This is a genomic window from Candidatus Photodesmus anomalopis, assembly GCF_000731785.2.
GTDB lineage: Bacteria > Pseudomonadota > Gammaproteobacteria > Enterobacterales > Vibrionaceae > Vibrio > Vibrio anomalopis.
The window spans coordinates 1-12,757 of sequence record NZ_JGVJ01000017.1 but is presented as its reverse complement, the minus strand read 5'-3'; the positions used below and the strand labels follow the sequence as shown (position 1 = coordinate 12,757).

At 31.7% G+C, this 12,757-nt stretch carries 9 protein-coding genes, 1 other RNA gene and 2 pseudogenes; 7 read left to right on the top strand and 5 right to left on the bottom strand.

The annotated features are described in order from the left end of the window. Positions 1-50: 50 nt before the first annotated feature. A pseudogene (gene der, locus CF66_RS04325) lies at positions 51-1,403 on the top strand (ribosome biogenesis GTPase Der); the annotation flags it as partial. 63 nt (positions 1,404-1,466) lie between these two features. Here der and xseA read toward each other — a convergent pair. Then, positions 1,467-2,798 carry an exodeoxyribonuclease VII large subunit gene (gene xseA, locus CF66_RS04320; protein WP_016503981.1) on the bottom strand — a complete coding sequence of 444 codons (1,332 nt, stop codon included), beginning with the start codon at positions 2,796-2,798 and terminating at the stop codon, positions 1,467-1,469. 219 nt (positions 2,799-3,017) lie between these two features. Between xseA and guaB the strand changes: the two genes are divergently transcribed. The 4 genes from guaB to CF66_RS04300 all read left to right on the top strand — a co-directional run bounded on the left by guaB (position 3,018) and on the right by CF66_RS04300 (position 9,255). After that, on the top strand, positions 3,018-4,481 hold the full coding sequence (gene guaB, locus CF66_RS04315; RefSeq protein ID WP_016503982.1) for an IMP dehydrogenase: 1,464 nt from the start codon (positions 3,018-3,020) through the stop codon (positions 4,479-4,481). A gap of 193 nt (positions 4,482-4,674) precedes the next feature. Continuing rightward, positions 4,675-6,231: a glutamine-hydrolyzing GMP synthase gene (guaA, locus tag CF66_RS04310; protein WP_016503983.1), complete on the top strand. Its 1,557-nt coding sequence runs from the start codon at positions 4,675-4,677 to the stop codon at positions 6,229-6,231. A 388-nt stretch (positions 6,232-6,619) separates the two neighbouring features. Beyond that, on the top strand, positions 6,620-8,110 hold the full coding sequence (locus CF66_RS04305) for an alanine/glycine:cation symporter family protein (protein WP_016503984.1): 1,491 nt from the start codon (positions 6,620-6,622) through the stop codon (positions 8,108-8,110). Positions 8,111-8,274: 164 nt separating this feature from the next. Continuing rightward, positions 8,275-9,255, top strand: coding sequence for an ion channel (locus CF66_RS04300; protein ID WP_034411828.1), 981 nt, complete (start codon positions 8,275-8,277; stop codon positions 9,253-9,255). Between the two features lie 65 nt (positions 9,256-9,320). Here the strand turns inward: CF66_RS04300 and ssrA are convergent. Both ssrA and smpB read right to left on the bottom strand, forming a co-directional pair. Then, positions 9,321-9,692, bottom strand: a transfer-messenger RNA (tmRNA) gene (gene ssrA / locus CF66_RS04295). Between the two features lie 76 nt (positions 9,693-9,768). Then, positions 9,769-10,242: pseudogene (smpB, locus tag CF66_RS04290) on the bottom strand (SsrA-binding protein SmpB); the annotation flags it as partial. A 120-nt stretch (positions 10,243-10,362) separates the two neighbouring features. Here smpB and CF66_RS04285 point away from each other — a divergent pair. Both CF66_RS04285 and CF66_RS04280 read left to right on the top strand, forming a co-directional pair. Further along, the gene (locus CF66_RS04285; RefSeq protein WP_016503987.1) at positions 10,363-10,812 is read left to right on the top strand and encodes an SRPBCC family protein; all 450 of its coding nucleotides are present in this window, start codon (positions 10,363-10,365) and stop codon (positions 10,810-10,812) included. Further along, positions 10,787-11,092 carry an RnfH family protein gene (locus CF66_RS04280; protein WP_034411827.1) on the top strand — a complete coding sequence of 102 codons (306 nt, stop codon included), beginning with the start codon at positions 10,787-10,789 and terminating at the stop codon, positions 11,090-11,092. Before CF66_RS04285 ends, CF66_RS04280 begins: the two co-directional genes overlap by 26 nt. A gap of 37 nt (positions 11,093-11,129) precedes the next feature. Here the strand turns inward: CF66_RS04280 and bamE are convergent, their stop codons facing one another. Then, the gene (gene bamE / locus CF66_RS04275; protein WP_034411825.1) at positions 11,130-11,492 is read right to left on the bottom strand and encodes an outer membrane protein assembly factor BamE; all 363 of its coding nucleotides are present in this window, start codon (positions 11,490-11,492) and stop codon (positions 11,130-11,132) included. Positions 11,493-11,626: 134 nt separating this feature from the next. Beyond that, positions 11,627-12,517: an NAD(+) kinase gene (gene nadK, locus CF66_RS04270; protein WP_034411824.1), complete on the bottom strand. Its 891-nt coding sequence runs from the start codon at positions 12,515-12,517 to the stop codon at positions 11,627-11,629. Between the last annotated feature and the right edge of the window lie 240 nt (positions 12,518-12,757).

Here is a 12,757-nt window from a genome sequence, read left to right as displayed (position 1 = left end):
CTTTTTACTTAAGCATATTAAACTAGAAATTCATATTGACAAGAGGTTTTATGCTCCCTGTTTTTGCTATTATTGGTCGTCCTAATGTTGGTAAATCGACTTTGTTTAATCGATTAACTCATACTAGGGAGGCACTTGTTGCTAATTTCCCCGGTTTGACACGTGATCGTAAATACGGTCGTGCTAAATATGATAACCAATCATTCATAGTAGTTGATACTGGTGGTATTGATAATGCTAATGTTCAGCAAAGTTTAGAAAGCAAAATAGTCAAGCAGACATCAACTGCAATTAATGAGGCTGATGTCGTATTGTTTATATTGGATGCCCGTGTAGGTTTAACAATTAAAGATCAACTAATTTCTAAACATTTACATCGAATTAAAAAAACAACTATACTTGTAGTCAATAAAATTGAGGGTATTGATTCTGGTGTTGCAATATCAGAATTTTGGCAATTAGGTTTTAAGTGTATCTTTCCAATTTCTGCATTGAATGGTCATGGTATAAAAATTCTTATTGAGTATGGATTGAATTTATTTTCTAACGCATTGATTCATCAGGATCATATAACAAAGGAGAAATCTAGCTCCTTAATGGTACCCTCGATTAAGCTTGCCATTATTGGTCGTCCTAATGTTGGTAAATCGACTTTAATAAATCGTATTTTGGGCAAAGAACGTGTCATAGTAGATAATATAGCAGGAACTACACGTGATTCTATTTATATTCCAACAAAACGAAATGGACATAAGTATATATTAATTGATACAGCTGGTATACGACGTCGTAAAAATATTGATGAAATAGCCGAAAAATTTTCAGTAATTAAAACACTAGCATCGGTAAAAGATTCTAATGTTGTTTTGTTTATTATAGATGCTCATGAACATATCTCTGAGCAAGACTTAAGTATACTTGGTATGATATTAAATACTGGTTGCTCCATTGTAATTGTTGTTAACAAGTGGGATGCTTTATCTAAAGAAAAAAAAATATATCTGAGGAAAGAACTAGATCGTCGGTTACACTTTATTAATTTTGTTCGTATTCACTTTATTTCAGCTCTTCATGGTAATGGGATTAGATCTGTATTTAAATCTGTACAGGAATCTTATAAAGCTGCAACTATGCGTCTTGGTGCTTCAACATTAACGCGTATCTTAAAAATGGCAACTTCTGATCATCAACCACCAATAGTAGGTCTTCATCGAGTAAAATTGAAGTACGCACATCCTGGTGGCTATAATCCTCCAGTTGTAGTGATTCATGGCAATTTACTTAATGGGATCCCAGATTCTTACAAACGTTACTTGGTAAATTATTATCGTAAATCTTTAGGGATTATAGGAACACCTATTCATATTAAATTTCATAATAGTGATAATCCATTTAGTGTTAAATTAAAATAAAGTTAAAGAAATCTCCAGTTATTGCTTTTTATCTTGTTTCAAAAATAATATGGTTTAATTCACAGTAGACAGAATTTCTCCATCAAATAGTTTTGTTTTTAATTGATCTCCAGTTTTTATTTTGCAACTAGAGCGAAGTATAATTCCTTCTTTTGTTTGTGTAATTGAATAGCCACGTTTCAGAGTAGCTATGGGGCTGATAGCGTTTAATGCTTCTAGAATTAAAGAAAATTGATACTGATTATTAAGCAATTTTTTTTTAGTAATATCAATTAATTTTTGTTCATCATATATTAGTTGTTTTTCTAGTTTTTCTAAAAGATTTTTTGGGGAATATAATTTTAATTCTTGTTTGTTGCGCTGATTTTTTTGTTTACAGTTAGAAATGTAGTTTTTAATTAGATAATTTAAAGAACTTTCTAGAATATCTAGTCGTTGATATTCTTTATTAATTTGATAATTTGGATGTTTTTTTTCTAGACTATGATAATACTCAGTTATTTTTTTCTGTTGAAGAAATAGATGATGTTGGATAGTGCTAACTATTTTATAATATATATTCATTAAATTTTTTTCTTGGTTTTTTCTATCATGACTAACCATTTCTGCCGCTACTGAAGGTGTTGATGCACGGATATCGGATACTAAATCAGTGATGGTTACATCTGTTTCATGACCGATAGCACTAATTATTGGTATTTTGCTATTAGCAATAGTACGTGCAACTCTTTCCTGGTTAAAAGAGGACAAATCTTCTAAAGAACCACCACCTCGTGCAATGATAATTACATCACATTCATTACGGTTATTAGCTAGAAGAATTGCTTCTGATATTTTTAGTACCGCATGAGCACCTTGAACTACAGTAGGGTAGATTATTATTGATAGATTAGGGTCACGACGTTTTAGCACCTTGAGTATATCAAAAAGAGCGGCTCCAGTTTTTGAAGTAATTATTCCAACATTTTTAAGCTTTTTAGGTATTTTTTTCTTACAGAGACTTGAGAATAATCCTTCATTTTTTAATTTGATTTTTAATTCATAAAACTCTTGTTGAAGTCTTCCTTCACCTTTTATCTGCATATTTTGTATTATTAACTGATAATCTCCACGAGGTTCATAAACAGAGAGACGAGCCTTAACTATCACTGCTTCACCATTTTTAGGTTTGAAATTTACTCGCATATTATTGTTTTTAAACATTGCACACTTGATTTGAGCATGAGCGTCTTTTAGTGTAAAATACCAGTGGCCAGATATTGGCATGGATAGGTTGGATATTTCACCCACTAAGCAAAGGAAGCCAATTTTATTTTCAAGAAGCGTCTTAACTTCAGAGTTAAGACGAGATACAGTAAAAATATTCTGATTGGTTGAAAAAAGCATATTTTCATTTCTTTTATTTAGAATATAATTTTGAGATACCTAACATACTGTGACATTTAAATGCAAATAAAAAGTATAAAAATTTCTAGTACAGATTTTTCTTTGTGTATAATGTCGTACTAATTTAATTAGCTTTGTTGCAGTAGTTGATGATGATACGGATACAATAAGTTAGTTAATTTTTGTTACGTGAATAATTTTGTTATGAGATATTTATAGATGCTACGAATTGCAAAAGAGGCCTTAACTTTTGACGATGTCTTACTCGTCCCAGCAGAATCAAGTATTCTTCCTAATGCTGCTGATCTCCGTACTCAGCTTACTAAGGATATTATGTTAAATATTCCAATGGTATCAGCATCTATGGATACCGTAACAGAAGCTCGTTTGGCAATTGCCCTTGCTCAAGAAGGTGGTATTGGTTTTATTCATAAAAACATGTCAATTGAAAAACAAGCAGAGCAGGTCCATTTAGTAAAAATTTTTGAAACAGGTGTAATATCTTCTCCTATTACTGTTCAACCAGACGCTACGATATCAGACGTTATATCATTAACAGAAAAACATGGTTTTGCTGGTTTCCCCGTAGTTACTGACAATAGTGAACTTGTCGGTATTATTACCGGTCGTGATATTCGTTTTGTTACAGATCTTTCTAAAAAAGTCGAAACTGTTATGACTAGAAAAGAATCTTTGGTAGCCGTTAAGGAAAGAACATCTCGCAAAGAAGTTGAAGAGGAAATGCATAAAGCTCGAGTAGAGAAAGTATTAGTAGTAAATGATAAGTTTCAATTAACGGGTATGATCACTGCAAAAGATTTTCATAAAGCAGAATCTAAACCTAATGCATGTAAAGATTCTAAAGGTCGATTACGTGTTGGTGCTGCTGTTAGTGCTACTATACATAATCAAGAACGAGTAGAGGCATTGATTAAAGCAGGTGTTGATGTATTGCTTATAGATTCTTCTCATGGGCATTCTTTAGGAGTTTTAAATTGTATTCGTGAGACTCGTTCTGCATATCCAGATCTTGATATTGTTGCTGGTAATGTTGCAACATCTTCTGGTGCTTTAGCATTGATTGAAGCAGGTGTTAGTGCAGTTAAAGTAGGTATTGGTCCTGGTTCTATTTGCACTACTCGGATTGTAACTGGTGTGGGTATTCCTCAAATTACTGCTATTTCTGATTCTGCATCAGTAGCAGAAAAACATGGTATTCCTGTTATAGCGGATGGGGGAATTCGTTTTTCTGGTGATATATGCAAAGCAATTGTAGCAGGAGCATCATGTGTTATGGTCGGTTCAATGTTTGCTGGTACTGATGAAGCTCCAGGTGAAATTATTTTATATCAAGGTCGCTCTTATAAAACATATCGTGGTATGGGTTCATTAGCTGCTATGTTCCAAGGTTCTTCAGATCGTTATTTTCAATCTAGTGATTCATCTGATAAACTGGTCCCTGAAGGAATTGAAGGTCGAATTTCATATAAAGGCTATCTAAAAGAAATAATTTACCAGCAAATGGGTGGTCTTCGTTCAAGCATGGGTTTAACAGGTTCCTCAACAATTGAAGATATGCGTACTAAGGTTCAGCTAGTTCGTATTTCAGGAGCAGGAATGACAGAATCACATGTGCATGATGTGCAGATTACAAAAGAAGCGCCTAATTATCGTTTGGGATAATTTAATCAGATTTAATTATTTAATAAGTCAAAAATAGAATATAATTCTCAATTAAGAATAATTAAATAGATATTGTAGTTATAGTGGATTTTAGCTCTATTTTTTCTTTTATTTTATAGTTAGTTTCATGAAATAGCTCCAGTGCAATCTGCAATTTAATACTGATTTGTAATTTTAATAAGACTATCTAAAGATGAGTAAGAATATTTCTAATCAGTGCATTTTAATCTTAGATTTTGGCTCTCAGTATACACAATTAATAGCTCGGCGTGTTCGTGAGATAGGTGTTTATTGCAAATTGATGAATTGGAATGCAGACAAAGAAGATATTTACCAATTTAATCCTCGCGGTATTATTTTATCTGGTGGTCCTGAAAGCGTAACAAAAATTAATTCTCCACGTATTTCACAATATATATTTGATTCTGGTGTCCCAATATTTGGTATATGTTATGGCATGCAAGTGATGGCTGAACAGTTAGGAGGAAAGGTTATATCTTCTGATTATCGAGAGTTTGGTTATGCATCTGTTAAGATTACCAATAATTCTAATTTATTATTTCAAGGTCTTAAAGAGATTCAGGATGTTTGGATGAGTCATGGGGACCAAGTTATTAAAATTCCGGATAATTTTCTTAAAATTGCAGAAACTAATTCATGTTTTTATTCAGCAATAGCAGATGAAGAAAAAAAGTATTATGGTGTTCAATTTCATCCAGAGGTAACTCATACTAAAAATGGTGTTAAAATATTAGCAAATTTCGTATTGAACATATGTAATTGTAAGCGTTTATGGACTTCCAGTTTTATTATTGAAAATGCGATTACTTATATTAAAAACCTTGTAGGTAAAGATGAAGTTATTCTTGGTTTGTCAGGAGGTCTTGATTCTTCTGTAACAGCTATGCTTGTACAGAAAGCAATTGGCAATAAATTAACTTGTGTATTTATTGATAATGGTCTTCTTCGTTTAAATGAATCTATCGAGCTTATGGCAATGTTTAGTAGCCAATTCCATTTTAAAATTATTCATGTTAATGCAGAAGATCGTTTTCTTTCAGCGCTAAAAGGTATACATGATCCAGAAAAAAAGCGCATGATCATCGGCTCTATATTTATTGATGTTTTTAATGAAGAAGCTAAAAAACTTAAAAATGCTAATTGGTTAGCCCAAGGTACAATTTATCCAGATATTATTGAATCTGCTGCTTCCAAGATAGGAAAATCACATTCTATTAAGTCTCATCATAATGTAGCGGGTCTTCCTGATAGTATGGAAATGGGTCTTGTTGAGCCTTTAAGGGAATTATTTAAAGATGAAGTTCGTCAAATTGGTTTAGAACTAGGCCTTCCTAGTAATATGCTTTATCGTCATCCTTTTCCAGGTCCAGGGTTAGCGGTTCGTGTTCTTGGTGAGATTAAGAAAGAATATTGTGATTTATTGCGAAAAACAGACATTATTTTTATACAAGAATTGTATCGGGCTAAGTTATATGACAAGGTTTCTCAAGCATTCTGTGTATTTCTTCCTATACGTTCTGTTGGTGTAATGGGAGACACTCGTAAATATGATTGGGTTATTTCATTACGTGCTGTTGAAACGATTGATTTTATGACAGCACGTTGGGCACATTTACCATACGATTTTTTAAATAAGGTTTCTAATCGAATTATTAATGAAGTAGAAGGTATTTCACGTGTTGTCTACGATATTTCTGGAAAACCACCTGCAACCATTGAATGGGAATGAATTAAATCACTAAATTAGTTAACTTAAAATATCTAGTTTTAAAAATATATTGATCAAGGTGAAATATTTTATTCATGGACGTACATTAAAAATTGCGTTTGGTTTATTATATAGCAATGTTCAATTTAAAAGTAAAATTATCGTTTTTTATGTTTAAATATATCTATACTCCTATCTATTCTTACCTAAGAAATTACACTTACTTCCATTTTTTAGTAGTTATCAATCAATCACTCAAGATTGCTACAGCTTTATTTTTTACGCTTGTAAATAAAATTTGCTAGAGTAAAACATATAGAATGATTGGAGTTTTAATGTTTTTTTTAGATAAATTATAAATCTGTTAACTTATTACCTGATAATCAATTAATACAATAGGGAAATGTTTATGCAGTCATTAATCAATTATTTAGATGGAATTATCTGGAGCCCTGCTTTAGTTTATTTATGTTTAGGGGCTGGTTTATTTTATTCAATTATAACCAGATTTGTTCAGGTTCGTCATTTTATTGAAATGTGGAGATTATTATTTTTTGGAAAATCCTCTGATAAAGGTATTTCTTCTTTTCAAGCTATGTCTGTATCATTGTCTGGTCGTGTAGGGACTGGTAATATTGCAGGTGTTGCTTCAGCTATTGGTTTTGGTGGCCCTGGTGCAATGTTTTGGATGTGGATGGTTGCTTTATTTGGTGCAGCTACAGCATATATAGAATCTACGCTTGCTCAAATCTATAAAGAAGACGATGGTAAAGAGTTTCGTGGTGGTCCTGCTTATTACATTGAAAAAACAATAGGAATCAAAAGCTATTCTTGGATTTTTGCTCTTGTGAGTATTGTATCTTGTGGGATACTTCTTCCAGGTGTTCAATCTAATAGTATTGCTCATGCAGTAGAAGCTGCATTAGGTCCAGTTCTAATAATTGAAAGTTTTTTTGGTACATTTAGTTTTGTAAAATTTTCTACAGGGTTAATTATTTCTATTCTTCTTGCTAGCATCATTTTTGGTGGCGTAAAACGTATTGCAAATTTTACAAAAATTGCAGTGCCTTTTATGGCATTAGGCTATATGATTGTAGCTTTTATCGTTATAGCTTTAAATTTCTCAGAAATACCTCGTGTTTTTTATATGATTATAAATGATGCATTTAGTCCGATGGCAGGTATTGGAGCAGCTATTGGTTGGGGTGTTAAACGTGGTGTTTATTCTAATGAAGCAGGTCAAGGTACTGGTCCTCATGCTGCTGCAGCAGCAAATGTTGAACACCCTACTCAACAAGGTCTTGTGCAATCTTTTTCTATTTACATTGATACTTTATTAGTGTGTTCTGCAACTGGCTTTATGATTCTTATCACTAATGCTTATAATGTTTATGGAATAGATGGTAGACTTATAATACAAAATTTAGCAGATAATGTTAGTGCAAATGGACCTATTTTTACACAAATTGCTATTGAAAGAGCTCTACCTGGAATAGATAGGTTATTTGTTTCATTAGCATTGTTCTTTTTTGCTTTTACTACTATACTTGCCTACTATTATATCGCAGAAACTAATATTGCCTACATTTATCGTACTATAAAAGTTAAAGGGTTAATGACTATATTGAAGATAGTGTTAATAACTGCTGTGTTCTACGGTACCTTAGAAGAAGCTGAATTGGCATGGACAATGGGTGATCTTGGTGTTGGTTTAATGGCCTGGTGCAACGTTGTAAGTATGCTGATTATTTTTTTCATTTCTAAACCAGCTATAAAGTCTCTTATAGATTATGAAGATCAAAAAAGAAAAGGCATAGTTAAGTATACTTTTAATCCAGTAAAATTAGGTATTAAAGGTGCAAGTTATTGGGAAGAAAAATTAAATAAAAAAAGTAGTTAAATAAGATAATTTAAATAGTATTATTCCAAACTTTAGCTAATTTAATATGATTATAATGCCTATGTATACCTCTTTTTCAATTTGTTTAAAAAACTTAATTCTAAATTTTCTTTTTTTAAGGTTTATTTTGAATATAACATTACCGCCTGTATGGGGCGGACAATATGAAATTAAAAATAGGTCGATGTAATTATCAAAACCTTGATGGTTGGTATTGTGATCAACCATCCGGTAGATCTGGCCTATGTTATTGGCATGATCCCTTAATTGATAAAAGTAATGACGATATAAAGGACGACATTGAAGAATGGGCTACTACTGGTAGGCCTTTAGATGGTTTTCAATTAGCTAGAACATATTTAGTAGATCTTAATTTGGTTAATAAAGGAAATCAATTTGGTTTTTCTTGTCGGAATGCAGATTTTTATCGTGCTGATTTAAGTCAAGCGCATTTTTTTCGATTAGATTTACGAGGTTCATCTTTAATGAAGTGTAAGTTAGTTTGCGCTAATTTACATTGTGCCAAATTAGATAATTGTAATTTATTAGGTGCCGATTTATCTCGTGCTCGTCTTGAAAATATTCATTGGGGGAAAGGGCTAAAACAAGAACGAGAGGTGTTAGTAAACCTAAACAAAAATGATGAAAACCTCATTTCACTTTATCAAGAAGCAGAAGAAGTATGTCGGAATATTAGAAAACAGTGTGATAAGCAAGGTTTATTTGAAACAGCTGGCTCCTTTTTTCAAAAGGAAATGCGTTTCAGGCGTTATCAAACACCATTGATTAGCGCACGCAGAGCCATCTCTAAGCTTGTTGATATTTTTTGTGGTTATGGTGAATCTCCAGCGAAAGTTATTTTATTTTCCTTGTTTTTAATAATGTCTTGTTCCGTTGCATATTTTATCTTAGGTACTGCTGCAATAGAAAATCTATCTCATTCTCATATTGAGAATAGCTGGGAGCGTTATGCATTTGAATTTCTAAACGCAATTTATTTTAGCGTTGTTACATTTACCACTTTAGGTTACGGAGACATATACCCAGTTGGTATTGCCAAGCTTGTGGCGACACTGGAAGCTTTTATTGGAAACTTTACTATGGCGCTTTTTGTAGTGGTTTTTGTAAAAAAAATGACTAGGTAGCCTTAAAAAAAAACATTCAAACAAATAAAAACGTATCATATTGATTTTTAACTTGAACTTGGTCTTGGTGGAGCTGGCGGGAGTCGAACCCGCGTCCAAAAACTATCCATAATCAGCACTACATGCTTAGTCAATTTTTTAGAATTCACCAATGCTTGCGAATCGACAGCGCATTGCACAAAAGGCTAACCTGATTTAATTTCACCCTTTATCTTTCAGGCAAAGATACTGAGCTAGCGCGTTTTAGTTTAAATCTCCCATGAATCCTCGTCTTAACGAGCCAAAGCTGAGTAGGGAGAGCAATAAACAGTTTATTAAGCTGCTAATGCGTAGTTTTCGTCGTTTGCGACTATTTTAATGTGGCTTTTAACGTGGCAAACCACCCCACGACATGCACCTCAAACTTCAAAATTTTTGTCGAATCCTGGAACAGCCCCAATACTCTCTCCTACTGAAATGGTACCGATAAAAATATAGTTTGTCTAGTTCTTCTAACAAGAATTTTTATTTTTATTAACGTAGTTTGCTTTTCATAATTCTTGCTTTTTCACGAGCCCAATCTTTTTCTTTAAAATCAAGACGTTTATCATGTCTTTTTTTCCCTTTTGCAACACCAATTTTAATTTTTATCCATGAACGAACCCAATATACTGATAGTGCTATTAGAGTCATACTTTTTTTATTAATAGAACCAAATAGGCTATCTAACTCAATACGTTTCAGCAGTAATTTACGAATACGGTTTGGATTTTTAGTTATATGAGAGCATGCTTGATTCAAAGGAGATATAACCATTCCACTAATAAAAGCTTCATTTTTTCGTATAAAAACATAGCTTCCTACAATATTAGTTTTTCTATGACGAAGGGACTTAACTTCCCATCCATATAACGCTAAACCAGCTTCCATTTCTTCACTAATAGAATATTCATATTGAGCTTGTTTGTTAAAAGTAATTATATTGCTATGGGTTTTCCCTTTTTTTTTTTATCATAATCTTTCCATCATGTGATTTAATTTTTGTATAAGAAATTCTGTAGTTACCATTACAATCAATAAAAATAACATATGTTTCACATTTTTAAAAAAATATGAGGGATAGATATTATGAATCGAGTCAGTTATTCCGAATTAGTCTCATTTAGCGTAGAAGAAATGTTTGATTTAGTAAAAGATGTAGCTAGGTATCCAGAATTTTTACCTAGTTGCTCAGGTTCTTCTATAATTGAATCTTCTGATAGTCAAATGATTGCTTCTATTAATGTATCTAGATTAGGCATTACTAAAACTTTTATAACATCAAATACACTTATTGCTAGTTCTTCTATTATCATGAATTTAATTGATGGTCCTTTTAAAATTTTAAAAGGGGGATGGAATTTTGTTTTGCTCAATAAAACAGCCTGCCAGGTAAAGTTAGAATTAGAGTTTGAGTTTTCAAATAGATTGATTGAACTAGCATTTAATGCTTTTTTAATTGAATCTGCTAATAGTATAGTAAATGCTTTTACTAAACGAGCTAAACAGGTATATGGATGCTGTGAAAATTCAAGTTAATATAATTAATGTTGAGGTTGTATATGCGCTTCCTCATGAACAACAAGTATTTTATTTATCAGTTCATAAAAGCATGACTATAGAAAATATTATTAAGCAGTCTGGAATATTAAAATTATATCCAGAAATCAATTTTCTTAAAAATAAAATAGGAATATTTGGTCGAAATGTAACATTAGACTCAAAAGCACAAAATGAAGATCGTATTGAAATTTATCGGCCTTTGCTTGGTGACCCTAAAGAAATACGAATCAAGAGAATAAAACAGAATCGTAAATAAGGTGTTTCTAAGATTTAACCTATTAATAATATTTGAATTAAATATTATTAAAAAATAAATTAATTGCAAAGTCCCCAGAAAAATCAATAAGTTTTTCCGATGAATTAAAATTCAGAATTAGATTTTTTTGCACTGGATTATTGTGATTCTTAGCATAATAATAGATATAATACCAAGTATTAATGTGATTATTTTCAATTAACATTGGGGAACCCATAATATATCGAACTTGTTCTTTAGACATGCCAAATCTTAGTTTATCTACAGATTTTTGTTCAACATAATTGCCTTGCCTAATATCAATGCGGTAAACGAGCCTTTGAAGACTCGAACAACCCATTAATGAGATAACGGATATGAGTAGTAATAAGCAAGAAAAAAATAATTTTTTAAATATCACTATTAAAATTCTTCTGAATAGTATTTTTTATATAAATCAACTTAATTAGTTTAAGAATTTAAATAAAATAAAGTGTTCCGATTATAACAGTAATACTAAATTATAAAAGTGACATATTCTCGATAACTATTTTTTTAACATGATTTGTTTAACCAACCTAATTTATTACGTAATACATGATAATAGTTATAACTTCTAGGATGAAGTAAATGTAGAAGATTGCTATTTTGGTAGATAAGTATTTCATCACCAGGTGATACTAACAAGGAGTTTTGTCCATCACAGATTATTTCTTGATTACCATAGTTATTAGAAGATACAATAAGTCTTATTATATGCTTGCTATTGATCACTAAAGGTCTACTTGATAGTGTATGTGGGGACATTGGTACTAAAGTTATAGCGTTTAAATCAGGAGATACAATTGGACCTCCACTTGATAGTGAGTAAGCAGTTGAACCTGTTGGTGTAGATATAATTAGACCATCCGATCGTTGAGAAAAAGCAAAAGTATCATCGATATAGACTTCGAATTCGATCATGTGAGCTACTTGACTTGAATGCAATACAGCTTCGTTTAGTGCTAAATTTTGGCTTTTTATCTGTTTATGATGATAAATTTCAGTTTCTAATAAAAACCGTTTTTCAACGAAGTATTTTCCGGCAAGCACATCTTTTAAAATCAATCGAAGATTTTCAGGGTCTATAGCTGTCAAAAATCCTAGATTGCCACGATTTATACCAATTACGAGAATATTAGACCTTGAGAGAACACGTGCTGCTCCAAGCATATTACCATCTCCGCCTACGACAATTGCTAGTTCAGCTTTCTTTCCAAGCTCTATAAGATTTAAAAATTTTTTTCTTGGTATATCGATATCATGCAGAGTTTCACTTAATCTATCATCAACAAAAACTTGGTAGCCTATTGAAGTTAACCAGGGATATAGTTCCTTATGGGTTTCTATTGCTTGTTGATTTTTTACTTTACCAATAATAGCAATCGTATTAAATATTTTTTTCATAAATTTTCCATATTCATTAGACTTGAATCAAAAATCTTTATCCCCATAATAAATGCAAGTCACCTGTTAGTGCGAATTTTTGTGTGATTTAAATTTAGCAGTTTAATACTGGCATATGTCAGATTCAGGAGATATCATGAACAAAGAAGAAAACAAGAGTAGTGAAAATACTGTACAATCAGAACAATTAAGTGAAAATACTGTACAATCAGAACAATTAAGTGAAAATACTGTACAATC